Annotated in this window: 29 protein-coding genes and 1 pseudogene; 11 read left to right on the top strand and 19 right to left on the bottom strand. The window is 68.2% G+C overall.

Features of this window, described 5'->3' with window-relative positions; translation table 11 throughout:
- Window positions 1–28: 28 nt before the first annotated feature.
- Window positions 29–2,038, top strand: a complete 2,010-nt coding sequence (locus ACZ6SF_RS12405) for a DNA polymerase III subunit gamma/tau domain-containing protein (protein WP_466062133.1) — start codon at window positions 29–31, stop codon at window positions 2,036–2,038.
- A gap of 53 nt (window positions 2,039–2,091) precedes the next feature.
- Here ACZ6SF_RS12405 and ACZ6SF_RS12400 read toward each other — a convergent pair whose 3' ends face one another.
- Complete coding sequence (locus tag ACZ6SF_RS12400) at window positions 2,092–3,111, bottom strand: helix-turn-helix transcriptional regulator (protein ID WP_466062132.1); 1,020 nt, start codon at window positions 3,109–3,111, stop codon at window positions 2,092–2,094.
- A gap of 90 nt (window positions 3,112–3,201) precedes the next feature.
- Between ACZ6SF_RS12400 and ACZ6SF_RS12395 the strand changes: the two genes are divergently transcribed.
- Complete coding sequence (locus tag ACZ6SF_RS12395; protein WP_466062131.1) at window positions 3,202–4,446, top strand: FAD-dependent oxidoreductase; 1,245 nt, start codon at window positions 3,202–3,204, stop codon at window positions 4,444–4,446.
- Between the two features lie 16 nt (window positions 4,447–4,462).
- On the opposite strand, the gene ACZ6SF_RS12390 is transcribed toward ACZ6SF_RS12395, so the two are convergent.
- The 11 genes and pseudogenes from ACZ6SF_RS12390 to ACZ6SF_RS12340 form a co-directional block, all read right to left on the bottom strand.
- Window positions 4,463–4,954: an LppP/LprE family lipoprotein gene (locus ACZ6SF_RS12390; protein ID WP_466062130.1), complete on the bottom strand. Its 492-nt coding sequence runs from the start codon at window positions 4,952–4,954 to the stop codon at window positions 4,463–4,465.
- A gap of 139 nt (window positions 4,955–5,093) precedes the next feature.
- Window positions 5,094–5,177, bottom strand: a pseudogene (locus ACZ6SF_RS12385) (hypothetical protein); the annotation flags it as partial.
- A gap of 2 nt (window positions 5,178–5,179) precedes the next feature.
- A complete protein-coding gene (locus ACZ6SF_RS12380) occupies window positions 5,180–5,515 on the bottom strand; it encodes a DUF5615 family PIN-like protein (protein WP_466062129.1) in 336 nt (111 codons plus the stop codon).
- A complete protein-coding gene (locus ACZ6SF_RS12375) occupies window positions 5,512–5,730 on the bottom strand; it encodes a DUF433 domain-containing protein (protein WP_466062128.1) in 219 nt (72 codons plus the stop codon). The genes ACZ6SF_RS12380 and ACZ6SF_RS12375 overlap by 4 nt, the downstream gene beginning before the upstream one ends.
- Window positions 5,731–5,836: 106 nt before the next feature.
- Complete coding sequence (gene tuf / locus ACZ6SF_RS12370) at window positions 5,837–7,027, bottom strand: elongation factor Tu (RefSeq protein ID WP_466062127.1); 1,191 nt, start codon at window positions 7,025–7,027, stop codon at window positions 5,837–5,839.
- 85 nt (window positions 7,028–7,112) lie between these two features.
- Window positions 7,113–9,215, bottom strand: coding sequence for an elongation factor G (gene fusA, locus ACZ6SF_RS12365; protein ID WP_466062125.1), 2,103 nt, complete (start codon window positions 9,213–9,215; stop codon window positions 7,113–7,115).
- Between the two features lie 125 nt (window positions 9,216–9,340).
- Window positions 9,341–9,811, bottom strand: coding sequence for a 30S ribosomal protein S7 (rpsG, locus tag ACZ6SF_RS12360; RefSeq protein WP_466062124.1), 471 nt, complete (start codon window positions 9,809–9,811; stop codon window positions 9,341–9,343).
- A gap of 1 nt (window position 9,812) precedes the next feature.
- Complete coding sequence (rpsL, locus tag ACZ6SF_RS12355) at window positions 9,813–10,187, bottom strand: 30S ribosomal protein S12 (RefSeq protein WP_014353064.1); 375 nt, start codon at window positions 10,185–10,187, stop codon at window positions 9,813–9,815.
- Between the two features lie 382 nt (window positions 10,188–10,569).
- Window positions 10,570–11,130, bottom strand: coding sequence for a DUF3558 domain-containing protein (locus ACZ6SF_RS12350; protein WP_466062123.1), 561 nt, complete (start codon window positions 11,128–11,130; stop codon window positions 10,570–10,572).
- 5 nt (window positions 11,131–11,135) lie between these two features.
- The gene (locus ACZ6SF_RS12345; protein WP_466062122.1) at window positions 11,136–11,663 is read right to left on the bottom strand and encodes a DUF3558 family protein; all 528 of its coding nucleotides are present in this window, start codon (window positions 11,661–11,663) and stop codon (window positions 11,136–11,138) included.
- A 77-nt stretch (window positions 11,664–11,740) separates the two neighbouring features.
- Complete coding sequence (locus ACZ6SF_RS12340; protein ID WP_466062120.1) at window positions 11,741–12,715, bottom strand: NADPH:quinone oxidoreductase family protein; 975 nt, start codon at window positions 12,713–12,715, stop codon at window positions 11,741–11,743.
- Window positions 12,716–13,020: 305 nt separating this feature from the next.
- On the opposite strand from ACZ6SF_RS12340, the gene ACZ6SF_RS12335 reads away from it, so the two are divergent.
- Window positions 13,021–13,791, top strand: coding sequence for an acyl-[acyl-carrier-protein] thioesterase (locus ACZ6SF_RS12335; RefSeq protein ID WP_466062119.1), 771 nt, complete (start codon window positions 13,021–13,023; stop codon window positions 13,789–13,791).
- A 277-nt stretch (window positions 13,792–14,068) separates the two neighbouring features.
- Here the strand turns inward: ACZ6SF_RS12335 and ACZ6SF_RS12330 are convergent, their stop codons facing one another.
- Complete coding sequence (locus tag ACZ6SF_RS12330; RefSeq protein ID WP_466062118.1) at window positions 14,069–15,742, bottom strand: 4Fe-4S binding protein; 1,674 nt, start codon at window positions 15,740–15,742, stop codon at window positions 14,069–14,071.
- A 180-nt stretch (window positions 15,743–15,922) separates the two neighbouring features.
- Here ACZ6SF_RS12330 and ACZ6SF_RS12325 point away from each other — a divergent pair, with 180 nt between their 5' ends.
- A complete protein-coding gene (locus tag ACZ6SF_RS12325) occupies window positions 15,923–16,414 on the top strand; it encodes a SixA phosphatase family protein (RefSeq protein ID WP_466062116.1) in 492 nt (163 codons plus the stop codon).
- A gap of 13 nt (window positions 16,415–16,427) precedes the next feature.
- Here ACZ6SF_RS12325 and ACZ6SF_RS12320 read toward each other — a convergent pair whose 3' ends face one another.
- Window positions 16,428–16,628: a hypothetical protein gene (locus ACZ6SF_RS12320; protein ID WP_466062115.1), complete on the bottom strand. Its 201-nt coding sequence runs from the start codon at window positions 16,626–16,628 to the stop codon at window positions 16,428–16,430.
- Between the two features lie 189 nt (window positions 16,629–16,817).
- Between ACZ6SF_RS12320 and ACZ6SF_RS12315 the strand changes: the two genes are divergently transcribed.
- From ACZ6SF_RS12315 to ACZ6SF_RS12300, 4 genes are all read left to right on the top strand, one after another.
- Complete coding sequence (locus tag ACZ6SF_RS12315) at window positions 16,818–17,126, top strand: GNAT family N-acetyltransferase (RefSeq protein WP_466062114.1); 309 nt, start codon at window positions 16,818–16,820, stop codon at window positions 17,124–17,126.
- Window positions 17,119–18,099: a pirin family protein gene (locus ACZ6SF_RS12310; protein ID WP_466062113.1), complete on the top strand. Its 981-nt coding sequence runs from the start codon at window positions 17,119–17,121 to the stop codon at window positions 18,097–18,099. The genes ACZ6SF_RS12315 and ACZ6SF_RS12310 overlap by 8 nt, the downstream gene beginning before the upstream one ends.
- 196 nt (window positions 18,100–18,295) lie before the next feature.
- Window positions 18,296–18,736, top strand: coding sequence for a MerR family transcriptional regulator (locus ACZ6SF_RS12305; protein WP_466062112.1), 441 nt, complete (start codon window positions 18,296–18,298; stop codon window positions 18,734–18,736).
- A 16-nt stretch (window positions 18,737–18,752) separates the two neighbouring features.
- Complete coding sequence (locus ACZ6SF_RS12300; RefSeq protein WP_466062111.1) at window positions 18,753–19,772, top strand: aldo/keto reductase; 1,020 nt, start codon at window positions 18,753–18,755, stop codon at window positions 19,770–19,772.
- Here the strand turns inward: ACZ6SF_RS12300 and ACZ6SF_RS12295 are convergent.
- Entirely contained in the window at window positions 19,733–20,641 is a 909-nt protein-coding gene (locus ACZ6SF_RS12295; RefSeq protein ID WP_466062110.1) for a helix-turn-helix transcriptional regulator, read from the bottom strand. The two genes, ACZ6SF_RS12300 and ACZ6SF_RS12295, sit on opposite strands and share 40 nt — an antisense overlap.
- Window positions 20,642–20,742: 101 nt before the next feature.
- On the opposite strand from ACZ6SF_RS12295, the gene ACZ6SF_RS12290 reads away from it, so the two are divergent.
- Window positions 20,743–21,753, top strand: coding sequence for an aldo/keto reductase (locus ACZ6SF_RS12290; protein ID WP_466062109.1), 1,011 nt, complete (start codon window positions 20,743–20,745; stop codon window positions 21,751–21,753).
- A 66-nt stretch (window positions 21,754–21,819) separates the two neighbouring features.
- On the opposite strand, the gene ACZ6SF_RS12285 is transcribed toward ACZ6SF_RS12290, so the two are convergent.
- The 3 genes from ACZ6SF_RS12285 to ACZ6SF_RS12275 are packed head-to-tail and all read right to left on the bottom strand — an operon-like array spanning window position 21,820 to window position 23,062.
- On the bottom strand, window positions 21,820–22,293 hold the full coding sequence (locus ACZ6SF_RS12285; RefSeq protein WP_466062108.1) for an SRPBCC family protein: 474 nt from the start codon (window positions 22,291–22,293) through the stop codon (window positions 21,820–21,822).
- On the bottom strand, window positions 22,290–22,622 hold the full coding sequence (locus tag ACZ6SF_RS12280) for an ArsR/SmtB family transcription factor (RefSeq protein WP_466062107.1): 333 nt from the start codon (window positions 22,620–22,622) through the stop codon (window positions 22,290–22,292). Before ACZ6SF_RS12280 ends, ACZ6SF_RS12285 begins: the two co-directional genes overlap by 4 nt.
- 32 nt (window positions 22,623–22,654) lie before the next feature.
- The gene (locus ACZ6SF_RS12275; protein ID WP_466062106.1) at window positions 22,655–23,062 is read right to left on the bottom strand and encodes a VOC family protein; all 408 of its coding nucleotides are present in this window, start codon (window positions 23,060–23,062) and stop codon (window positions 22,655–22,657) included.
- 84 nt (window positions 23,063–23,146) lie between these two features.
- Between ACZ6SF_RS12275 and ACZ6SF_RS12270 the strand changes: the two genes are divergently transcribed.
- Complete coding sequence (locus tag ACZ6SF_RS12270) at window positions 23,147–23,608, top strand: MarR family winged helix-turn-helix transcriptional regulator (RefSeq protein WP_466062105.1); 462 nt, start codon at window positions 23,147–23,149, stop codon at window positions 23,606–23,608.
- Window positions 23,609–23,652: 44 nt separating this feature from the next.
- On the opposite strand, the gene cynS is transcribed toward ACZ6SF_RS12270, so the two are convergent.
- Entirely contained in the window at window positions 23,653–24,102 is a 450-nt protein-coding gene (cynS, locus tag ACZ6SF_RS12265) for a cyanase (protein ID WP_466062104.1), read from the bottom strand.
- 249 nt (window positions 24,103–24,351) lie between these two features.
- Between cynS and ACZ6SF_RS12260 the strand changes: the two genes are divergently transcribed.
- Window positions 24,352–25,224, top strand: a complete 873-nt coding sequence (locus ACZ6SF_RS12260; RefSeq protein WP_466062103.1) for a formate/nitrite transporter family protein — start codon at window positions 24,352–24,354, stop codon at window positions 25,222–25,224.
- Window positions 25,225–25,263: the final 39 nt, after the last annotated feature.

The raw sequence follows: 25,263 nt of genomic DNA, 5'->3' as shown, positions 1-25,263 counted from the left end.
TCACGGTTACACGTGGACCCCAGCACCTTTGTCCACGCCGACCCAGAACACCGGCGGTTCGGCGGCGATGGATCCGTTCGCCGCCTGGAACACTTCCGGTGTCATCGGGGACGCACCCGGCCAGGTACTGACTTCCGTCGGCCAGGACATCGATTCCCGATACCCCGTCCCACCACCCGATAATCCGTCCTTCGCCACTCCGCCCGAGGAAGACCCGGCCGGCGCCGAGACCACCGCGCTGCCGACCCGGCGCGGCGCGGCGAACCGTACCGCCGCCCACGATGATTCCGCCGGCATGCCGCGAATCTCGCAGCCGGGCACACCGTCACCGGCGCTCTCGTCCTCGTCCCGGATCCCCGTGCCCGGTTCGCCGTATCCCGCGCACTCCACCGATACCACCGTCCCCGCCGCGGGCAACTCCGCGCCGCCGGCCACCCGGCTGCCTGCCTCCGGGCCCGAAACCGACTACGCGGGCCCGGGCTCCTACCCGGCCGCGCCCGGTATCCCCGGCGACCACTATCCCGAACCGGCGGATCCCGATGCGTTCGGCGGTTCGTCCGAGGACACGGGTTCGCTGCCCAGCTGGCTCAGCTCGATCGGCGAGGAAGCGGTACCCAACTCGCTGGAAACCGGCGGTCGCCGACGCAAACTCGATCTCACCGATACCGGCGAGTCCGCCGAACTCTTCAACCCCTTCGAAGACCAGCACAGCCCCGAGATCTCCGAGACGCACGCTCCCGCGCTCTCCGAACTCCCGGCCACCGGACTCCCCGAGCGCCGCACGCCGGGACTTCCCGAACGCCGGACCTCCGGGCTCTCCGAGACGCAGGCTCCCGGCGAAACCGCCGATCCGTATCAGCTGCCCGCGGTGCCGGGCGATCTCGCCGCCGAGCAATCCCCGCAGGCGCTGCCCACCCGCGCCCCGCGTTCCCCCGATACCGCCCATTCCGGCACCGACGAGCAGCCCGCCGCACCGGCCCGGCGGTTGCCCCGCTCCGCGGCCCGGCACGCTCCCGCCACCGACGAGAGCGCCCCGGCCACCGCCCCCCGCGACGCGCTCACCTCCGGCGAATCGGATACCGGACTCCCCACCCGGACCCCCGAGCTCGCCGATCCGGACGGTGTCGCGGACCAACTGCCCGCCCGCCGGTTGCCGCGGTCGGCGGGACGCTACAAGCCGGGCCTCGGCGATACCTCCGACGCCCCTTCCCGGGACCCGGAATCCACGGGTCCGCGAGCGCTCGGCACCGAAGCCGGTGATCCCGAACCCGCCGACGCCACGGAGGTGGCCGCCCCGCCACGTCTGGCCCCACCAGACGCCACCCCGATCCTCGACCGTCTGCTCGAACCGGAACCGGCCCACGGCACCGACGACGACGAGTCCGGATCACCCGTCTCCGAAATCCTCACCCGCATCCTGGAATCCGGCCACGAGGCTCCGGCCTCCCGGCATGCCGGAGCCGAGGACGCCGGTGCGGAATCCGAGGTGACCGAAACCCCGGCTCCCCGCCGCGGTTCGGCATCGGCGCTGTCATTGGTACCGGATGCGGCCGATACCGCCCCGGAAGCCGGTGAATCCGACAGTGATTCGCGCCCGCCGCTGGAAACCCGCCGCTCCCGGCGGGCCCGGGAGGCCGCGGAGGCCTCGGCCGCCGCCTCGACGGCGTCGGCGCCGGAACCCGCGACACCACCGCAACCGGCGCTGCCGTCGATCGCCGCGCTGTCCGGGCCGGCCGTCACGGATCAGCCCGAAACCGGGTCTCCGTCCGCGCCTGCCGACACCACATCGCGGCACGGCCGCCCCGAGGAAGGCGCGGATATCGACATCCACCTCATCATGCGCTTGCTCACCGCGAGCGATGATCTCGAAATCCTGGCCGGTAAGGCCGAGACCGGTGAGGTGTCCGCCGACGAGGTGGCCCGCACCGCCCGGGAGGCCCGCACCGCCCTCCTCTCCGCGATCACCGCCTGGTACGGCGGCCCGGCCCAGATGGTGAAATTCGCCAACGCTCTCCTCCAGGCCGCGCGCGAATCCTGATCCGGCGCCGCCGCGTTCGTACGCGGCGGCGGCTTCGCCCGGCCGCTCGGCGATCACCGCTGCGCATCCGGCGTGCCGCCGTCACCGGCCACGGTCCGCCACCGTCGCACGAGCCGGCGGCACGCGTCCACCAGTTCCGGGGGCTCCACTTCGGTGAGTTCGGCGTCGAAGGTGGCGAGCAGCCCCGCGATACCGGCCCACGACCACGCGCCGACAGTGAGCCGGCAGTGGGCCGAATCGAGGTGCTCGACAACCGATCCGCCCGGCGCCCAGCGCGCGACCGTGGCGGCCGCGAGGTCCAGGCGCGCACTCCCGGTGCACTCCCAGGAGGCGAGAGTGTCACCGCGGTCGTGGCTGGTCATGACGAAGCGGGCGATATCGCCACCGGGCAGATCCCGCGGTGTGAACGGGATTCCCGTGGGCGGGTGCAGGTGGAGGCGGTCGAGCCGGTGGACCCGCCAGGCGGCGTCGGCGTGGTCGTAGCCGACCAGGTACCAGCGGCTCGCCCAGACCACCAGGTGGTGGGGTTCGATACGGCGAGATGGGGCGAATCCGGCCGAACCGGGAGCCGGGCGGGTGCCGTCGGCCCCGAGTATTTCGGCGCCGATCACCTGGCGGTTGCGCACCGCGCTCCCCACGATCCGCAATACCGTCGCGTCGATCGGCGGGCCCGGGAACTCCCAGTAGTTCGGCAATCTGGTGAGCCGCAGTGCTGCCACGGCCGCCCGTAACCGCGCGGGCATGACCTGTTCGAGGGTCTCCAGGGCCCGCGCGGCGTCCTCGCCGAGGCTGAAAACGGTGTTCGGGGCCGTTTGCAGGGCGACCGCCACCGCAACGGCCTGCTCGTCGTCGAACAGCAGCGGCGGCAGCCGATGGCCCGCTTCCAGCCGGTAACCGCCCGCCGGACCGCGCAGCGTCCGGACGGGATAGTCGAGCAGGCGCAGCGTGTCGATATCCCGCCGGACCGTCCGCTCACCGACCTCGAGTCGGACGGCGAGTTCGGCGAGGGTCCAGCGGCGCCCGGTCGCGAGCAACGACAGCAGGCGCAGTGCGCGCCCAGAGGTAGCGGCCACCGGCCCACGGTAGTGGACATTCGATGTCCACTACCGCTGGCATTCTCGCCTCCGGAAATATCCGGTAGCGAACCCTGGGAGCGAATTCCTATGCGCATCATCATCGTCGGGGGCGGAATCGGCGGCCTGGCCCTGGCCGCCGGACTGCGGCGGCACGAGTTCGACGTCGCGGTCTTCGACCGCGATCACGAGGTCACGGCGACCGGCGGCTACCACATCACGCTCGACGGCCGCGCGCAGTCGGCACTGCGGGAACTGGTCGCGCCGGAGATCGTCGAACGGCTGCTGCGGGCGGCGTCCGCGCTGCGACTGCGGCCCGCGGATGCCCTCTGGGACCGGCGCGGCCGGTTGCTGGGCCGCGGCCGGCAGCTCGGCGACAGCCCGAGCGTGGATATCGACCGCATCACCCTGCGGACCATTCTGGCCGACGCCGCCGGCTCCTGCCTCCGGCTGGGCCGCACCGTCACCGGTATCGGCCGCACCGAGGAGGGCGGGCCGCTGGCGCTGTTCGCCGACGGATCCCGGCAGGAATGCGATCTGCTGGTGGGCGCGGACGGCACCCACTCACTGGTCGCCCGTCACCTCGCCGGTCGGCCTACCAGCGAATCCACCGGCATCGTCGGATTCTCCGGCCGGACCGCGGCCGCCGATCTCGGCGCGGCCGAGCGGCGGCGGCTGGGCCCGCGTTCCGGAATGGCCATCGGCCCGCGCGGCGCGGCGCTCTACATCGGTTACCTCGACCCCGTCGGGAACGCCGTACTCGACGCACCCACCCGGCGCGAGGCGGTGACCACCGGCCCCACCTACATCTGGGGTGCCATGCTCCCCGACGCCACCGCGGCCGAGTCGATGCGCGGTATCCGGGGCGCGGCACTGCGATCCGCGCTCCTGGCCGAATTCCGCAGGCGCGGATGGAGCGAGCGCACGCTGGAAGTCCTCGCTCTGGCCGATCCCGGCAGTATCGCCGCCTTCCGCTTCAACGCCGCCTCGTCACGGCCGGCGGATCTCGCTCCCTGGCCCGCCGGCCCGATCACCGCCTTGGGCGACGCCGTCCACGCCACCCCGCCCACCGCCGGTATGGGAGCCGGTGCCGCCATCCGCGATGCCGCGAGCCTGGTTACCCACCTGCGGGCGGCCACGGCCGGAACGACCACCCTCGCGGTGGCCGTCAGCGGGTTCGAGGCGGATATGCGGATACGCGGCGCGCAAGTGCTGACACAGGCCATGAGAACCGTGCGCTGGATACGGGCCACCGACACCCCGCTCGGCGCCGCCGTCACCACCGCGGCACTTCCGGTACTGGCCGCCGCCGACCGGCTCCGGCGCAGCCGCTGACCCCGGAAGCCGGTTGTCAGCCGGTCACTTCGGGCGGAATCGGATCGATCGGCCCGGGCGGCGACTGCGGGAAGACCCGGTAGCGCACATCGGCCCGGCCGGTGGGATTCGCGTTGGGGTCCCCGGGGTTCAACCACCTGAACATGACGGTGATCTGCCCCGGGGCATCGCTCCCGACGACAGTGACGAATGCCTCGGGGGCCGGGGTGGCCGTACTCCCATACTTGAAGTGGTCGAAGAGCAGGATATGCCTGGGCGAGCTACCGGTCGCCCCCTCCGGATCGACCTGCACCCAGTTCAGCGCGCAGTCGACGGACGCACCGCTTCCCGTCACCACCCACGGCACATCCGGAAAGGCCTGCGGCAGCCGGCCGACGGCGTCGTCCACGCGGCCGGCGGGTACGGCGGGGCACGGTGCGGTGTCGTCCGGAGTGGCGCCGCCGGTGCCGGCAGCGGCCGCAGTGGCGGCGAAGGCGATCGACAGGACGGCTGCAGCTTGACGAATCACACCGGGCTCCTTCGTTCGATGTCGGTTACTCGGAACATCGGCTGTGCAGCCCGAGCGTTATCGGAGCGGCCGATATGCCCGGCCACGCCCCACCCGAGAGCATCCGAAACGAAAACGGCGCCGCCCCTTTCGGAGCGGCGCCGGCGACAACCATTTCGGTGCCCTCGGGCAGGGTCGCAACGCCCGTCTCGGCAGTCGAACGGAAGTAGAACTGCGGACGATGTTTCAACGAACCTCTATGACCTTCTCACCCGAATCGAGCATCTCGACCATCGGGGGAAGGATTGGCAGGACAGCTTCGAGGAGCGCCTTGCGAGAGCAATTTCCGATCCTCATCCAAACAACCGCCGGCACCTCGACTCGATCGGCGGCCAATCCCAGCTGAATGAAGTCTTCGTCTTTGGTGACGATGACCGCGTCCCTCCGCAAGGCTTCCTGCCAGACCTCCCGGTCGGAAGCGGCAGTCATCGAAATATCGCTCACATGGACAGCATCGAAACCTTCGGCCGCGATGGCACGAGCGAGTGCGGGCGGCAACTGAGCATCGATCAGAAAATTCACGACGCGGTTCGGAGCACAGGATGATCAGCTCCCGCCGCGGCAAACATCAAGCAGGCCCGAATGTCCTCCCGCTCGAGATACGGGTAGTCCTCGAGGATCGAATCCTCGCTCTCGCCCGCCGCCAACAGCTCCAGCACATCCGTGACCCGGATACGCATACCACGAATACACGGCCTACCACCGAGCTGATTCGGATCGAACGTAATCCTGGACATACCGAAATAGTACGCGAACCGGGCCTGGACCCCAGGGTGAGCACGTGCCGAAACGAAAACGGCGCCGCCCCCGAGGGAGCGGCGCCGTTTCCAGCGATTCAGCGAATCACTTGACGATCTTCGTGACGCGACCGGCGCCGACGGTGCGGCCACCCTCGCGGATCGCGAAGCGCAGACCCTCGTCCATGGCGACCGGCTGGATCAGCTTCACCGACATCTCGGTGTTGTCGCCGGGCATAACCATTTCGGTGCCCTCGGGCAGGGTCACAACGCCCGTCACGTCAGTCGTACGGAAGTAGAACTGCGGACGGTAGTTGTTGAAGAACGGGGTGTGGCGGCCACCCTCGTCCTTGGACAGGATGTAGGCCTGTCCCTCGAACTCGGTGTGCGGGGTGGTGGTGCCCGGCTTGATGACGACCTGGCCGCGCTCCACATCCTCGCGCTTGATGCCACGGATCAGCAGACCCGCGTTATCGCCCGCCTGCGCGGTGTCCAGCATCTTCCGGAACATCTCGATACCGGTGATGGTGGTCTTGGTCTTCTCCGGACGGATGCCGACGATCTCGACTTCCTCGTTGAGGTTGACCACGCCGCGCTCCACACGACCGGTGACAACGGTGCCACGACCGGTGATGGTGAACACGTCCTCGATCGGCATCAGGAACGGCTTGTCGGTCTCACGCACCGGGTCCGGGATGGACTCGTCGACCGCGTTCATCAGCTCGACGATGGATTCGCTCCACTTCTCGTCGCCCTCCAGCGCCTTCAGGCCGGAGACGCGCACCACGGGGGCGTCCTCGTCGAACTCCTGCGAAGCCAGCAGCTCGCGGACCTCCATCTCGACGAGCTCGAGGATCTCCTCGTCGTCGACCATGTCCGACTTGTTCAGCGCGACCAGGATGTAGGGCACGCCGACCTGACGGGCGAGCAGCACGTGCTCACGGGTCTGCGGCATCGGGCCGTCGGTGGCCGCGACCACCAGGATGGCGCCGTCCATCTGCGCCGCACCGGTGATCATGTTCTTGATGTAGTCGGCGTGACCGGGGGCGTCTACGTGGGCGTAGTGACGCTTCTCGGTCTGGTACTCGACGTGGGAGATGTTGATCGTGATACCACGAGCCTTCTCCTCCGGCGCCTTGTCGATCTGATCGAAGGCAAAGCTCTCGTTCAGATCCGGATACTTCTCCGCCAGCACCTTGGTGATCGCAGCCGTCAGCGTGGTCTTGCCGTGGTCGACGTGACCGATGGTGCCGATGTTGACGTGCGGCTTCGTCCGCTCGAACTTCGCCTTCGCCACTGTGGTGTCCTCCTGGACTTGTTGTTGCTTGCAGTTGCAGCAGTGCGGATTTATTTACAGGGGTCGTACTGACTCCCGGCAGGTATTACTCGCCGGTCGCCTTGGCGATGATCTCCTTCGACACGTTGGCCGGAACCTCCGCGTACGAATCGAACACCATGGAGTAGTTCGCCCGGCCCTGGGTCTTCGACCGCAGATCACCGATGTATCCGAACATCTCCGAGAGCGGAACCAGCGCCTTGACGACACGGGCACCACTGCGTTCCTCCATGGCCTGGATCTGGCCACGGCGGGAGTTCAGGTCGCCGATCACATCGCCCATGTAATCCTCGGGCGTGGTGACCTCGACCGCCATCAGCGGCTCGAGGATCACCGGACCGGCCTTGCGGGCCGCTTCCTTCAGCGCCTGCGCGCCGGCGATCTTGAACGCCATCTCCGAGGAGTCGACGTCGTGGTACGCGCCGTCGAGCAGCTGCACCTTCAGGTTGACCAGCGGGTAACCGGCGAGCACACCGTACTGCATGGCGTCCTGCGCGCCCGCGTCCACCGAAGGGATGTATTCCTTCGGCACGCGGCCACCGGTGACCTTGTTCTCGAACTCGTAGTGGGCGCCGTCTTCACCGACGAACGGCTCCAGCGCGATGATCACCTTGGCGAACTGACCCGAACCACCCGTCTGCTTCTTATGGGTGAACTCGAGCTTCTCGACCTTCTTGGTGATCGTCTCGCGGTAGGCCACCTGCGGCTTGCCTACGTTGGCCTCGACCTTGAATTCGCGCTTCATCCGGTCGACCAGGATGTCCAGGTGCAGCTCGCCCATACCGCCGATGACGGTCTGGCCGGTCTCCTGATCCAGCTTCACCGTGAAGGTCGGATCCTCCTCGGCGAGCTTCTGGATCGCGGTGCCCAGCTTCTCCTGGTCGGACTTGGTCTTGGGCTCGATGGAGACCTCGATGACCGGGTCCGGGAAGGTCATGGACTCCAGCACGATCTGGTTGTTCGGATCGCACAGGGTGTCACCGGTGGTGGTGTCCTTCAGGCCGATGACCGCGTAGATATGGCCTGCGCTGACCTGGGGTACCGGGTTCTCCTTGTTGGAGTGCATCTGGAACAGCTTGCCCAGACGCTCCTTCTTGCCCTTGGTCGCGTTGATGACCTGGGCGCCGGAGTCGACCTTGCCCGAGTAGACGCGGACATAGGTCAGCTTGCCGAAGAACGGGTGCACCGCGATCTTGAACGCCAGGGCCGCGAACGGCTCGTCGGCGCTCGGCTTGCGGGTGAGCACCTCTTCTTCGTTGTTCGGCGCGTGACCCTGCACCGACTCGACGTCCAGCGGCGAGGGCAGATAGTCCACGACGGCGTCGAGCATGGGCTGCACGCCCTTGTTCTTGAACGCCGAACCGCACAGCACCGGGTAGAGCTCGGAGTTGACGGTCATCTTGCGGATGGCGCCCTTGATCTCCTCGATCGAGAGCTCTTCACCGCCGAAGAACTTCTCCAGCAGCTCCTCATCGGATTCCGCGACGGTCTCCAGCAGTTCCTGCCGGTACTGCTCGGCCTGCTCGACCAGATCGGCCGGGATGTCCTGGAGTTCGTACTTCTCGCCCAGCTTGGTCTCGCCGGTCCAGACCTTGGCCTTCATCTCGACCAGGTCGACGATGCCCTCGAAGGTGTCCTCCGCGCCGATCGGCAGCTGGATGACCAGCGGCTTGGCGCCCAGACGGTCCTTGATGGTCTGCACGGTGAAGTAGAAATCCGCGCCGAGCTTGTCCATCTTGTTGACGAAGCAGATCCGCGGCACGTCGTACTTGTCGGCCTGGCGCCACACCTGCTCGGACTGCGGCTCAACGCCCTCCTTGCCGTCGAAGACGGCAACGGCGCCATCGAGCACACGCAGGCTGCGCTCCACCTCGACGGTGAAGTCGACGTGGCCCGGCGTGTCGATGATGTTGATCTGATTCTGGTTCCAGAAGCAGGTCACCGCCGCGGAGGTGATGGTGATGCCGCGCTCCTGCTCCTGCTCCATCCAGTCGGTGGTCGACGCCCCGTCATGGGTTTCGCCGATCTTGTAGTTCACACCGGTGTAGAAGAGGATGCGTTCGGTGGTAGTGGTCTTGCCCGCATCGATGTGGGCCATGATGCCGATGTTGCGGACCTTGTTCAGGTCGGTGAGCACGTCCTGTGCCACGGAAATCTTCCCCGCTCGTAGCTAGTTGGGATTCTCGCCGACGACCGAGTCGGCCGTCTTTCTGTCAAACCGGAAGCGTGGCTTCCGTACGCCTCCCGACCCCGGAGCGATGGGCCGGGCAGACATCACCAGCGGTAGTGCGCGAAGGCCCGGTTGGACTCGGCCATCTTGTGGGTGTCCTCACGGCGTTTCACCGAGGCGCCCAGACCGTTGCTGGCATCGAGCAGTTCGTTGGCCAGCCGCTCGACCATGGTCTTCTCCCGGCGGGCCCGGGAGAAATTGACCAGCCAGCGCAGGGCCAGAGTGTTGGCGCGGCCCGGACGGACCTCGACCGGCACCTGGTAGGTGGCGCCACCGACACGACGGGGCTTGACCTCGAGAGCCGGCTTGACGTTGTCCAGCGCACGCTTGAGGGTGACGACCGGATCGGTGCCGGTCTTATCGCGTGCCTGCTCCAGCGCGCCGTAGACGATGCGCTCTGCGGTGGACTTCTTGCCGTCGAGAAGAATCTTGTTGACCAGCTGCGTCACCAGCGGCGACCCGTAGACCGGGTCGTTGATCAGCGGACGCTTGGGTGCGGGGCCCTTGCGTGGCATATCAGCTCTTCTCCTTCTTGGCGCCGTAACGGCTGCGGGCCTGCTTGCGGTTCTTCACACCCTGGGTGTCGAGCGAGCCGCGGATGATCTTGTAGCGCACACCGGGGAGGTCCTTCACACGACCACCACGCACGAGCACCATCGAGTGCTCCTGCAGGTTGTGGCCTTCGCCGGGGATATAGGCCGTGACCTCGACCGCGCTGGTCAGGCGAACACGCGCGACCTTCCGCAGTGCGGAGTTCGGCTTCTTCGGAGTGGTGGTGTACACGCGGGTGCACACGCCACGCCGCTGCGGGCTCCCCTTGAGGGCCGCGGTCTTGGTCTTGGCGACCTTGTCTCGGCGACCCTTGCGGACCAGCTGGTTGATGGTTGGCATAGACCGGCTTTCCTTTAATCGGTTCTGGCGGTGTCAGGGCTGTTCATCGAGCTTTCACCCGCACGTCCAACCACGTTTCTCGCGTCCCGAGGTCGGGCGTGTCGCACGCAGTTCAGGGCCCGATTTACAGGCACGCTGGAACCGTCAGCCGCTTTCGCTGGCCTACGTCTGCGCTCGAACTTGCCCGTATCCTTCCGGGCACAGCCGTCCACTGTACTCGGGGGTTCCAAACGGAGCAAAAGAGGGGGCGCGTGTGGTAACAGCACTCCGTCCCCAGGCGGGTTTTCCGGTGTGACCGACAACTCGGATCGGCGTCATAGAACGGCCTGGACGGGCGCTCGCAGTTGATCAACGAACGCGAGCCGGCGGATGTTCCCGGATCCTACCGGGCGATATTGAGCGTCAACTCCAGGAGTTTCTTGGCCGCCGCGCACGGATCGCCGGTCGCGCCGGCCGAGTTCACCCACCACCCGATGACCCCGGAGTCCGCCGCACTGGCCGTCATACCGCAGGCATTCGGGTCGTTGGGCTTGCGGACCTCCAGCGCGATGGTGCCCTGGACCGTTGTCTTCGTACTGGTGTAGCCGAGTTTGTCGTTGGTCGCCTGTTCGTTGCGCAGCGAACCGTTCTCGTACCAGTTGAGCGTGAGCATCCCGGATCCGCCGCCGATATCCCACATGCACACCGCGCCGAAGAACGAATCGCTGATATAGGTGTTGCCGCCGAGGGCGTCGATGATCTGCTGATCGGTCACCACATCGCATTCCCGCAGCAGTTTGTCGATCTGGGCCGTATCGACCGTCTCACCGCCGCCGACCGGGATCGCGGTTCCCTGGACCGTGCTCCCGCAGCCGGCTCCCAACACCGCGACGATCAGTAGGGCTGCGGCCGCGGCGGCCGTGCGGATTCCCCGCCCGCGGGCGGCTGCCTTTCCCCTCGGCATCGCTTTCACCCCAGCCGCTCGATCGTCAGTTCCGCCAGTGCCCGGCTACGGTCGCAGGGGTTGCCGGAGGCGCTGTAGCCGGCGACGGCGGTGGACCATTCGAAGAAATCGTCGTCGAGTTGTACCGCGAGGTCGCAGATCCGGCCGCTGGGATCGAGCGCGGCGAAACCGGTGCGCCCGCCCACGGTGATCGGCTCCGGCGGGCGGCCGTGGGTGGTGACCCAGGCCTTCTCGCGTTCCAGCGGACTGCCCCGGTACGACGCGAAGGTGATGGACGAACCGGAGAGCCCGCCCGCCTGCCAGTTGCAGCCGACCGCGTTCTTGAACGACTGCACGATCTGTCCGAGACCCCCGAGTTCGCGTACCTCGTCGTCGGTGACATGACCGCATTCCCCCACGAACGGACCCAGTGCGGCGACCTTCGGTGCGGGCCCCCGCGGCCCCTCGTCCTCCCCGGAACCTTCGTCGGTGCCGCACCCCGTGAGAGCAAACGCGGCGGTTAACCCGAGGACTATCGCCGACCTGATCCGCATGCCGTGAACAATACCGACGAACGAGCCCGCCCGAAGGCGGCGCAGGTCGCCCGTGGGTTCCCCGCGCCGCCCGGCGGTCAGCGGACCGCGACCACGACCTTGCCCGTGGCAGCACGGTTTTCCAGCGATGCCACGGCCTGCGCCGCCTGTTCGAGCGGGAACAGCGCGGGCTTGGGCGGGGCGATCGCGCCCGAGGCGAACAGCGGTTCCACCTCGGCCCACTGCTCGGCCAGATAGCCGGGGTTGGACAGCATCCACTCGCCCCATCCGGCGCCGATCACTTCGACGTTCTTCAGCAGCAGCCGGTTGACCTTCACGGTGGGGATATCGCCGCCGGTGAAGCCCACCACGAGCAGACGCCCGGCCCGGGCCAGCGATCGGATGCTGTCGGTGAACCGGTCACCGCCCACCGGGTCGAGCACGATATCGACGCCGCGATTGTCGGTGAGTTCCTTGACCCGGTCGAGCCAGCCGTCGGTGAGCACGACATCGGTGGCCCCGTTGGCGCGGGCGATCTCGGCCTTGGCCTCGGTGCTGACCACCGCGATCACCCGGCCGGCGCCCAGCGCCTTCGCCATCCGCAGGGTGGAGGTGCCGATACCGCCGGCGGCCCCGTGCACCAGCACGGTCTCGCCCTGGGCCAGCCGGCCGCGATTGCGCAGGCAGAAATGCACGGTGAGATCGTTGAACAGGATGCCGGCGCCCTCTTCGAACGAGATGTTGTCCGGGAGCGGGAAAACCATCTCGGCGGTCGTGGTGGCCACCTCGGCTATCGCGTTGCCCAGCAGGGTCAGCGCGCAGACGCGGTCACCCGGACGGACACGGGCGCCCTCGGGCGCTTCCCGCACCACTCCGGCGACCTCGCCGCCGACGACAAAGGGCATCTCGGGCTTCATCTGGTACAGCCCCCGGGTCATCAGCACATCGGGGAAGGCGACACCGGCGGCGTGCACATCGATGACGACGCCGCCGGGCAACGGTTTCGGTTCCGGAATGTCGACGATCTCGATCGCTTCCGGCCCTTCGAGTTTGCTGACCTGAGCTGCGCGCATAGTGCCGACCTCTCTGTTCGTCACCGGCGACTATAGAGACGCGCCGGATGATATGTACCAATTCGCTGGTCCCCCTCAACCTATCGGGTCGAGCCCGGCCGCACCACAACGGACGGGAATCCACGAGGGATCGATACCCGAAGGGGAAGCAGCCGCCTCCACCACGAGTACAGGTACCGGCCACCGGCACCGGGAGTCCGGCGAACGGACGGCTCCGCGTGGCGCGGTGACACAGGGCCCGTAAAGTCTTCTCACAGGAACACGAAGAAGTACCGCGGCCGAACGCGTCCGCGCGAGGAGCACAAGTGTCACTCGATCAGCCGCTCGCCCCGCTGCCCCAGGAGAGCATGGGGTTCGCGTCCTCGTGGCCGGTCCGGGCCGGCGACGTCGACCCGTACAACCGCGTGCGTCTGGACGGAATCGCCCGCTACCTCCAGGACATCGCCTGGGAACACCTGCAGCAGTCCATTCTGGAGCAGACCGACCCGCACTGGATCGTCCGGCGCACGGTGGTCGATGTGATCCGCCCGGTCCGCTGGCCCGACCAGGTGTATCTGCAGCGCTGGTGCTCGAGCATGTCCACCCGCTGGAGCAATATGCGGGTGCGGATCACCAGCGATCGCGGCGGGCTGATCGAAACCGAGGGCTTCTGGATCAAGATCAACGAGACGAACAACATGCCCGCCCGCATCAGCGACGCGGGCCTGGCCTACCTCGCCCAGACCACCACCGAACAGCGCCTGCGCTGGCGGCCCTGGCTCACCGACACCACCCCCGCCGAATCCGATATCGACCTCCCGTTCCCGCTGCGCGCCACCGATATCGACCAGTACAACCACGTCAACAACGCCTGCTACTGGCAGGCGGTGGAGCAATACCTGGTCGACTATCCGAAACTGGTCAGCGGTCCGTACCGCGCGGTGATCGAATACGTCGCCCCGGTCCTGGCGCGCCAGCACATCAGCGTCCGCAGCCGGTACGAGCCGGGAGGCGGCAATTTCGGGCGGCCGTCACTGCGGCTGTGGTTCGTGGTGGACGGGGTGACGACGACGGTGGTCCGGATCGCGCCGCTGTGACATGGAGCAGCTCCGCTGCTCGAGGTTCGGCCCGCGTCTGCTGTCGGCCCTCGAGACTCGCGGCTGCGCCGCATGCGCTTCGAGGGCCGACAGCAGACGCGGGCCGAACCGGTCAGGGTTGTGCGGGGTTCCCGAACCCGGTCACGGTTGTGTTGGTGTCCCCGGACCGGTCGTGGTTGTGTTGGTGTCTCGGGCCGGGGTTGGGGCTACCGCTTCGCCGCGCCGGGGTGGTGCCCGGTTTCGGGTCCACTCCGGCGCGGCGTGCGAAAAACGCGGCCTACGAACCCTTTGCGGCCTGTAGCAGGTCGGCGAGGCTGGTGAACTTCACCCGGGGGCGTCCGGCCTCCTTGCCTGCTCCGCGCTCGGCCTGGTCGATGGCCTTCCAGCCGACGCGATCGACCAGGTCGGGCTGACGTTCCTGGACCAGGGCACGGAGGGCGTCGCGGTCGCCGGTGGGGGCTACGAGCTTGCCCGCGATGAAGTCGGCGATCAGGCCTTCCACCGTTTCCTCGGAGTCGACCCGGTTGGATCCGATGACCCCGCGGGGGCCGCGTTTGATCCAGCCGCTGACGTAGACGCCGGTCACGGGGGCTCCGTCGGGACCGGTGACCCGGCCGTGCTCGTTGGGCACCACCGCGCGCTTGTCGTCGAAGGGCAGGTCGGGGATCGGCTTACCGCGGTAGCCGATGGACCGCAGGACCAGCGAGGCGGGGAGGGTCCCGGTATCGCTGGTGGGACGGGCGTTGAGGACGCCGTCCTCCTCGACGAGTTCGTTGCGCGCGTATTCCAGCCCTTCGGCCTTGTCCGTACCGGTCACCGCGGCGGGGGCGGCCAGGTATTTGAACACGATCCGCTTGTTGCCCTCGGTATGCGGTTTCGCCGCGAATTCCTCGGCCAGCGTGTACTTCAGCTTCAGCGACGGTTCGGCGTCCGGATCGTCGAGCAGCGTCTGCGACGCGGGATCGAGTTCGAGTTCTGCCGGATCGATGACGATATCGACGCCGGACAGATGCGCGAGCGCCAGGAACTCCGGCGAGGTGTAGGCCGCCTGCAGCGGTCCGCGCCGGCCGAGTACGACCACCTCCCGGATATTGCTGCCGCGCAGCGCCGCCAGGGCGTGGTCGGCGATATCGGTCTTGGCGAGTTCGTCGGGGTCCACGGTCAGCACCCGGGCGACGTCGAGGGCGACGTTGCCGTTGCCGACGATGATCGCGCGCTCTCCGGAGAGATCGAACGCGCGGTCGGCGTAGTCGGGGTGACCGTTGTACCAGGCGACGAATTCGGTGGCGGAATGGCTACCGGGCAGATCCTCGCCCGGGATCCCCATCCGGCGATCCGAGGACGCCCCGACCGCGTACAGCACGGCGTGGTGGTGCGCGAGCAGTTCCTCGTGCGTGATGTGGGTACCGACCTCGACGTTCAGGTAGTACTGCAGGGTGTCCCGGCGGAACGCCGATTCGAACATGCCGGCCACCGTCTTGGTGCCGGGATGGTCGGGTGCCACGCCGGCGCGTACCAACCCCCACGGGGTGGGCAGCCGGTCGAACATCTCCACCTGCACATCGCACCGCCGCAGCAGTTCGTCGGCCGCGTAGGCGGCCGCCGGGCCGGCGCCGACGATGGCGACCCGCAGGGTGCCCAGCTCCTTGGGCGGACGCACCGGGGTCGAGATCGGGTCCAGGTTGGATTCCAGCGGATGCCGTTCGAACCAGGCCGCGTTGATATCCCGGAAGCGGGCCAGCGAGGCCGACAGATCGTCCTCGGAGAAGATGGCCTCCACCGGGCACGCGTCGACACAGGCGCCGCAGTCGATGCAGGTGTCGGGGTCGATGTAGAGCATTTCGGTCGTCGCGAATTCCGGCTGGTCCGGAGTCGGGCGGATGCAGTCGACCGGGCACTCGGAAACGCAGCTGGCGTCGTTACAGCAACGTTGCGTGATTACGTAGGCCATATTTGTACAGATCCTCGAGACTTATGTGCGGTCTGGTGCCGTCCGGGTCGCGGGTGGCGGGGTGGCGTCACGACTGGGTGCGGACCGGGGTCACCGGATCTCCACTCTATTGTGATGCCGCTTTCAGTTTGCCTCGAGTGTGTTGTGGATCTCCGAACGGAGGGTGCTTACGGTGGTTCCATGGCTCGGACTCTGATCTTGATGCGGCACGGTAAGTCGGCGTATCCGGCCGGGATCGCCGACCACGAGCGTCCGCTGGCGCCGCGTGGAGTCCGGGAAGCGGGCCTGGCCGGCGACTGGCTGCGGGCGACACTACCCCCGGTGGACGAGGTCCGCTGCTCGACCGCCACCCGAACCAGGGAAACCCTGGCCGCCACCGGGATCCGGGCCCCGGCGGTCTTCGAATCCGGTATCTACGAGGCGTCCGCCGAATACCTGATCGAACTGGTGCGGTTGACCGATCCCGCGGTGTCGACCCTGCTGGTGATCGGGCACGCGCCGGGTATGCCGTGGACCGCGTGGGATCTCGCCGCCACCCACGACAGCGAGGCCGCGGTGCGGATCGGCCGCAAATTTCCCACCTCGGCGCTGGCGGTGCTGCGGTTCGCCGGGGAGTGGGACGCGGTGGACACCCGTACGGGCGATCTGGTGACCTTCCACGTCCCACGCTGAGCGGGCCGGACGTTCAGCGCAGCAGTTTGCCGCCGAACACCGCCCCCGCGCCCAGCAGCACCAGCAGCAGGAACGCCGCCCAGCCGCCGATCAGCCACCAGACCAGTCCGAACACCACCACGATCGGCGCCACCGCGATCGCGGTGATCACCGGGCTCTCCTTGACCGTGGCCCAGGCCGAGCGGGCCCGGATATGGTCGATTTCCTTCGCCATGGTTCCAGGCTACGTTCCGGCGCCGGGTTGCGCTGGCACGCGCGGGTTCCGCGGTGTCAGGTGGGCTGGACACGGCGGAGCCGCGCCGACCGGCGCGAAGATCCCCGGCGACTACGCTGGCGCTCGGCGGGCGAGCCGGTGGCCGGGCCGCCCGAGCAGATGTGCCGGCGACGGAGAGGAACCGCGGAGATGACCGAAGCGACCGAGCAGAGCAAGGTGATCCGCAACGCGGACGAGAACCGCTACGAGGTCTGGTACGGCACCGAACTGGCCGGCTTCGCCGAGTACCGCGAGCAGGGCACGGATACGGTCTTCACCCATACCGAGATCGACTCGGCCTTCGAGGGCAAGGGCCTGGGCAGCAAACTCGCGAAATTCGCCATCGAGGACACGGTGGACCGCGAACGCGGTATCCGGCCGCAGTGCCCGTTCATCCGGGCCTACCTGGACAAGCATCCCGAATACGCCGCCCATATCGTCGGCGACAGCGGTGAGTGACCTCGACCCGCACCCCGCCGAAACCGTCTGCGAACCCGCTACCGGCCCGGGACCCGTCGCCGAGCTGTATCCGGCCCGGGAGGTGCCGCTGGGCGGGGTCCGGGGCACCTATGTGGAACGCACCCTGCCGCAGCGGGACCTGCCGACCGTCGGCGCCTGGTGCTTCCTGGACTATTTCGGCGCGCCCACGGTCACCACGACCGATGCGCCCCCGGATATCGATCCGCACCCGCATATCGGGCTACAGACCGTCACCTGGCCGTTCGAGGGCATGATCCGGCACCGGGATTCGGTGGGATCGGATGTCCGGATCGAACCGGGTCAGCTGAATCTGATGACCTCGGGGCGCGGGATCGCCCATTCCGAGTACACCGTGCCCGACGCGCCCGCGGGCCGCGGACTGCAGCTGTGGATCGCGCTGCCCGACGGTCATCGCGGGATCGCCCCGCATTTCGAGCAGCATCGCGATCTGCCCGAGTACACCGCCCCCGGGCTGCGGGCCAAGGTGCTGCTGGGATCGCTGGCCGGGGTCACCTCACCCGCGATTACCTACACCCCGCTGGTGGGCGCCGATATCCGGATCGACCCGGGCGCGACCGCCGAACTCGGGATCGACCGCGAATTCGAGTACGCGGTGCTGGTGGTGGAGGGCTCGGTCACCGTGGCCGGCACCGAGCTGGGCCCGGGCCCGCTGCTGTATCTCGGCACCGGACGCGACCGGCTGGCGCTGTCCGGTACCGCCGGCGCCCGGTTCGCGCTGATCGGCGGTGAACCGCTGGCCGAGGAACTGGTGATGTGGTGGAACTTCGTGGCCCGGGACCACACGGAGATCGTCGCGGCCCGCGCCGACTGGGAGGCGCACGACACCGGCCGGTTCGGCGATATCGCGGGCCATCCTCCCGAGCAGCGCATCCCCGCACCGCCGCTGCCGGGTCTGCATCTCAAACCCCGGCGCCGCCGTCCGCGCCCGTAGACCACCCACCGCCGCTGCTCTTTCTCGCGACGCCGCCGGACACCCCGGCACCGCGCCGCGACCCGTCACGCGACCTCGGCGTTGCGGAATCGCCGCTTGCCTGGAGTCCACTCCAAGTGGGTAGCGTCGATGACGTTCGGCGCACCGGATGAGATCCCCGGACCGGCGGCCACAACAATCCGTGAGGAGACCAGCCGTGAACGTATCCGGACCGGCCCCGGGCGACCCCGCGCGCGAGCTGCCCCGCCATACGATCGGCGCCGCGGCCCGGCACTGCGGGCTGAGCCAGGACACGCTGCGCTGGTACGAGCGGATCGGCCTGCTGTCCCATATCGGTCGCGATCACACCGGCAGGCGCCGGTTCAGCGATCGCGACCTGGAATGGCTGATCCTGATCACCCGGCTGCGTACCACCGGCATGTCGGTGGCGGACATGATCCGCTATGCCGAACTCGTCCGGGCCGGTGAGGGGACCATTCCGGAGCGGCTCGCCATGTTCCGGCAGACCCGCGCCGAGGTCCTCGACCGTATCGCCGAACTCCAGCAGACTGTGGGCGTGCTGGACCGCAAGATCGCGACCTATGAACAGCACATAGCGAACGACCCCGCCCGGGCGCCCGACAATGCCGCATCGTGAAGGGATATCCGCGACCATGACCTCCTCCTCGTCACTGCTGCCGACGACCACGCTGGGAACCGACGGGCTCCGGGTCGGACTCCAGGGTCTGGGCTGTATGGGTATGAGCGAGTTCTACGGACCCACCGACAGCGCGGAGGCCCGCGCGACCCTGGACCACGCGCTCGAACTCGGCGTCACCCTGTTCGACACCGCCGATATCTACGGGTCCGGCGACAACGAGAAGTTCCTCAGCGATTTCGTCCGCGCCAACCGCGACGCGATCGTGCTGGCCACGAAATTCGGTATCGTCCGCAAGGCCGACGACCCGTCGTACCGCGGTTTCGACAACTCCCCCGACTACATCCGCCGCGCCGTGGACGAGAGCCTGCACCGGCTCGGCGTCGACACCATCGACCTGTACTACATGCATCGCCGGGACCCGGCCGTCCCGCTGGAGGACAGTGTCGGCACCATGGCCGAGCTCGTCCGGCAGGGCAAGGTGCGGGCGCTGGGCCTGTCCGAGGTCACCGGGGCGGAACTGCGGGCGGCGCACGCCGTCCATCCGATCGCCGCGGTGCAGTCGGAATGGTCGCTGTTCTCGCGCGATGTCGAGAACACCGCGGTGCCCACCGCCGCGGAACTGGGCGTCGCCTTCGTGCCCTACTCCCCGCTCGGCCGGGGCTTTCTCACCGGATCGTTCGCCCGCGGCGACGAACTGAACGATTCCGATTTCCGGCGGAATATGCCCCGCTTCACCGGAGAGAACGCCGATCACAACGCCGCCCTGCTCGAACCGCTGCGCAGTATCGCCGAGGAGCGCGGCCTGACGCCCGCCCAGATCGCGCTGGCCTGGGTACATTCCCGGGCCCGGGTGCACGAACTGCCGGTGGTCCCGATCCCCGGCACCCGGCGTCGCACCAGGCTCGACGAGAATGTCGCCGCGGCCACCACGGAACTCACCGAGGCCGAACTCGCCCGGCTCGACCCGATCGCCGGTCAGGTCGCGGGTACGCGCTATCCCGATATGTCCTTCACCTCGGCGGGCCGGGAGTAGGTCACCTCGCCGGGCCGCGAGGGGGCCGCGGCCGGGCCGAGCCGCTGGGTGCCGATGACGCGCAGGAGTTCCATCTTCTCGGCGGCGTCGGTACCCGGCAACGGCCAGTAGATCAGTAGTCGCTGCGACGCGTTCGGCGTGAGCAGGGTTTCGCAGTAGATATCGATCGGGCCGATCTCCGGATGTACGGCGGTCTTGGTATCGGACAGCCGTACCGCGACCTCGTGCTCGCCCCACAGGCGCTCGAATTCCGGGCTGGCCGCCCGCAGCGCGGCGATGAATTCGATGACGTCGGCGTCCCTCGCGCGCCGTGCGGCGGTCGCCCGCAGATCCGCCACCAGGCGGCGGGAGAGCCGGTCCACATCGTGGGCCGGAGCGAAATCACGACCGTCCGGCTCGACGAACCAGCGCCAGCCGTGGAACCGCGCCCGGCCGCGCCGGCCGGACACATCGCCGAACAGCAGCGCGTGCATCGGGTTCTGCACCAGCAATTCGCCCAGATCGGTGATCACCGCGGCGGGGGTGTCGTCCAGTTTGGCCAGCACATGCATGGAACCGGGGCCGACGTGCTTATCCGCGCCACCGCCGACCGGCGGGGAGTGGTCGCACAGCAGATACATATGGTCGCGTTCGTCGGCGGTGAACCGCAGGGCCCGGGACAGCGACGCGAGCACCTGCGTGGACGGCCGCGGCCCCCGGGCCTGCTCCAGCCGCGTGTAGTAGTCGGTGGAGATCCCGGCCAGCGCGGCGACCTCGTCGCGCCGGAGTCCCGGGGTGCGGCGCCGGTTACCCGGCGGCAGCCCCACCGCCTCGGTTGTCAGCTGCTCGCGGCGGCGACGGAGGAAATCGGCGAGTTCGCGGCGATCCATATCTCCACTGTCGCGCACCGGCCCGCCCGCAGCCAGGGACCGGCGCTCCCCCGATAAAGCGTCTCTGCCACCCGAGTGGGCGCGCGGCCAGTGTGGACGTCATGACGAACACACAGATGCAGAGTGCGCGGTTGGGCGGCACCGGGCCCACCGTCGGCCGGGTCGGACTCGGCGCGATGAGCATGTCGGGCTCCTACGGGCCGGCCGACGAATCCGAATCGATCGCCACCGTGCACGCGGCGCTCGACGCCGGTGCCCGGGTGATCGATACCGGCGACTTCTACGGAATGGGCCACAACGAGTTGCTCATCGGCCGGGCGCTCGCGGATCGCCCGCGCGAGGAAACCGTGCTGAGCGTGAAATTCGGCGGCATGATCGGGCCGGACGGCGCCTGGCAGGGTTTCGACAGCCGCCCGGCGGCGCTGCGTAATTTCCTGAGCTACAGCCTGCGGCGGCTGGGCACGGACTACGTCGATATCTACCGGCCGGCGCGTCTGGATCCCACCGTGCCGATCGAGGATACGGTCGGCGCCATCGCCGAGCTGGTCGAGGCGGGCTATGTGCGCCATATCGGGCTGTCCGAGGTCGGCGCCGATACGCTGCGCCGGGCTGCCGCCGTCCATCCGATCGCCGACCTCCAGATCGAGTATTCGCTGATCTCGCGAGGAATCGAGGCCGAGATCCTGCCCGTCTGCCGCGAACTGGGTATCGGGATCACCGCCTACGGGGTGCTGTCGCGGGGGCTGCTCAGCGATTCGATGCGCGGCCACGCGCAGTTCCGGCCGGGCGATTACCGCGCCCACGCCCCGCGTTTCCAGGGCGAGAATCTCGCCGCGAATCTGAAGCTGACCGATACCCTGGCCGGTCTCGCCGAACGGAAGGGATGTTCCACCGCCCAGCTGGCCGTCGCCTGGGTGCTCGGCCGCGGCGCGGATATCGTGCCGCTGATCGGCGCCCGCACCCGGACCCGGTGGGCGGAATCGCTCGGCGCGCTCACCATCTCGCTGACGGCGGCCGAGGTCGCCGAGATCGAGGCCGCGGTGCCCGCCGACGCCGCCGCGGGCACGCGGTACGAAGCGACCCAGATGGCCGCGCTCGACAGCGAGCGCTGAGCGGGCTCCCGCCTGCGCACCGGCTCCGGCCGCATTCGGAGCCGGTGCGCGGACAGGCCACGCGGATTACTTCGCGAGCAGGGCGTCGAGCGCGCGATAGCTGGCATTGAGCCCGTCGGCCATCCCGGACTGCAACATGCCGTCGCGCTCCTCCGGGGTGTGGAACTGGCTGACCGTGACCACCCGGGTCCGGCCGTCGCCGAGATCCTCGAAGGTCGCCGCGTCGATGGCGACATGAGCGGGCATACCGTCCCATTCGAAGGACTGCACGATGCGCTCCTGCGGCACGATTTCCCGGATCCGGCCCTCGAATCCGTGCGATTGGCCCTCGGAGTGTTCGACGAACCGCCAGTGCCCGCCGGCCCGGAACTCCCAGCGCTCCACATCGATGCGGTTGCCCCGGCCCCACCACTGGGTGAGCTGTTCGAGGCGGGTGTAGGCATCCCACACCCGCGCCAGCGGGGCGTGGAAAACCCGTTCCACCCGGATCTCGCGATCCGCGGCGGCGGTGACGACGGCTTCTTCGGTGGCAGTGCTCATTGTTCGTGCTCCGTTCGTTGCAGGAATTCGCCGAGACGGTCCATACGCGCTTCCAGCATCTGCCGGTAGCCCTGTAACCAGGCCACCTCCCGCTGGAACACCTCGGGTTCGATACGGCAGTACCGCACCCGGCCCCGCTTCTCCGTGGCCACCATGCCCGCGTCCTCGAGCAGGCCGATGTGCTTCTTGATGCCGGTGAGGGTCATCGAGAATTCGCCGGCCAGTTCGCTGACGGTGGCGGGGCCGCGGCCGAGCCGCTCGAGGATGCCCCGCCGGGTGGGGTCCGCGAGCGCCCCGAAGGAGGCGTCCAAGAACTCATACTGAACCATCTAGTTCAGTATTGGCCGGAGCCCGACGATTGTCAACAGGCAGCGGTGAACAATTCGTAGCTGTGCCCCTCCGGCGAGAGCACGTACACCCGGCGACCCCCGCCCCGCCGATCGATCCGGCGATCCCATCCACCCGCGGGCCCCGAGCCGAACTCGATCTCGGGCCGTTGCCCGAGCCGGTTCAGCGCGGCGTCGAATACGGCCTCGCCGACCAGGAATCCGTAGTGCCCGGGTTCCACGCGCCCCCGGTCGTCGAAATCGAAGGTCAGATCGGCGTTCACCCGCACCGGAACGAAGGGACCGGCCGGCGGACCGGCCGCCAGCCCCAGCAGTTCCGCGAAGAACGCGGCCCCGGCGACCCGGTCGAACGCGGGCACGACGGTGTGATCCAGCACGATACGCACAGATTCCACGACTACCCCGGTACTCGAATCGACCATGAAGACCACTCCTCAGTTGTATGCGTTTCACACGGATTATATATGCGAATGGCATCCAAATAGTCGAGAAGCTAGATTGGGGACATGAGCGGCAGCCCCACTCCCGCGGACGGCGGGCCCGCCCTGTTCCGCCTGGTCCGGTTCTGGTCCCGGCGCTGGATTCAGCGCGGGGCGCAGGACCGGTCCGCGGATCTGCGGCACGCGCAGCACGTCCAGGTCGTCGAGGCGGTCGCCGGAGCCGCCGGATCACCCGGCGAGGCCACCATCACCGCCGTCGCACACCAACTGGGGCTCGATCATTCCGGCGCCAGCCGGATGGTCCGCGACGCCACCGCCGCCGGATATCTCTCGCGCCACGGATCCGATCTGGATCGCCGGCGCACGGCCCTGCACCTCACCCCCGCGGGGCACCGGCTGCTGTCCGACGCGCACGACTGGCAGCGCGGCGTCTTCGACCGGCTCACCGAGGACTGGCCGGCCGCCGACCGCCGCCGCTTCGCCGGATATCTGCAACGCCTGGCCGACGATCTCCCCCATCACGACTGACGTCCCCGCCGGCAGGCCGGTCGGGGACATCGGTACCGGTCGCCTCACCAGCGGTAGTCGAGGAATTTCCCGTCGAAGGTGATGACCACCCGGTCGCCGTCCGGATCCGGCCGGCGGGCGAAATCGACCTTGAAGTTGATGGCGCTCATGATCCCGTCACCGAACTCCTCGTGGATCAGTTCCTTGAGCGCCGGGCCGTACACCGAGATCGCTTCCACGAAACGGTAGATGGTGGGATCGCTCATCAACGCCGGATCCGCGCCGCGGGCCGGCTGTTTGGCCAGGCTCTCGGCCACCGTTTCGTCCAATCCGAGCAGGCCGCAGGCCTTATCGGCCTGTTCCGGGGTCATCGGATGCTGACCGAGCAACGCGGCGGTGGTCCACACCAGCGGAGCCCCGAGCGCATCGGCGATATCGGCCCACGACAGACCCTTGCGGATACGTGCCGCCACCACAAGATCGGCGGCGGCGCTCTTGCTCATGATCGGTTCCATATCTGACTCCTAGCCTCGAGAACACCGAAAGCCTGCCACCACCGGACGCCGGGAACCGCATCCGTATTCCAGTTTTTACCTCTGCGATACGGACCTTCCGGACCCCCGCTCACCAGGCCAGGGCCGATGACCAACGGGCCCCGGCGAATACGGTGAGGGTCCGGTAACACGTGCGCGCTCGACCGGATACCGCCGGGAAATCTCCTCATCGCACACTTCGCCCAGAGCCCAACGAGCGAAGGACATGTCATGTCGTACCTCAAACCGGCGGATTTCGTCGGCAAAATGATCGACGCCGGCGAAGAGAAGGCATTCATGTCGACCCGGGACACGGTGATACGCGCCTTCATGGCGGGCGCGATCCTGGCGCTGGCTGCCGCGTTCGCCGTCACCATCACCGTGCAGACCGGCGAACCGCTGATCGGCGCGGTGCTGTTCCCGGTCGGGTTCTGCCTCCTCTATCTATTGGGCTTCGATCTACTCACCGGCGTATTCACACTCGTCCCGCTGGCCTGGCTGGACAAGCGGCCCGGCGTCAATTGGCGCGCGGTCCTGCGGAACTGGGGGCTGGTGTTCGTCGGCAATTTCGCCGGCGCGTTCACCGTCGCGGTGATGATGGCGATCATCGTGACCATGGGTTTCTCCATGGACCCCAACGAGGTCGGGCAGAAACTCGGCGAGATCGGCGTCTCTCGGACGGTCGGCTACGCCGATCACGGCGCTTCGGGGATGCTCACCCTGTTCATCCGCGGCGTGCTGTGCAACTGGATGGTGTCCACCGGGGTGGTGGCCGCGATGATGTCGACGTCGGTATCGGGCAAGGTCATCGCCATGTGGATGCCGATCATGTTGTTCTTCTACATGGGTTTCGAACATTCGATCGTCAATATGTTCCTGTTCCCGTCCGGACTGCTGCTCGGCGGTGATTTCTCCATCGGCGACTACCTGATCTGGAACGAAATTCCCACGGTCATCGGGAATCTGGTCGGCGGCCTCGCCTTCGTCGGGCTGACGCTGTACGCGACCCACGCCCGTACCGCCGCGCCCCGGCCCCGACCGGCCGACGACGCCGACGCCGACGCCGACGAGCAGGTTCCGGCCGATACCGCCGCCCGCGTCTGATACGACATCGGCCCGCTCCCGGTACCGGGAGCGGGCCGA

This window comes from Nocardia sp. NPDC049935, assembly GCF_055586645.1.
This window is presented reverse-complemented; position numbering and strand designations above follow the sequence as displayed.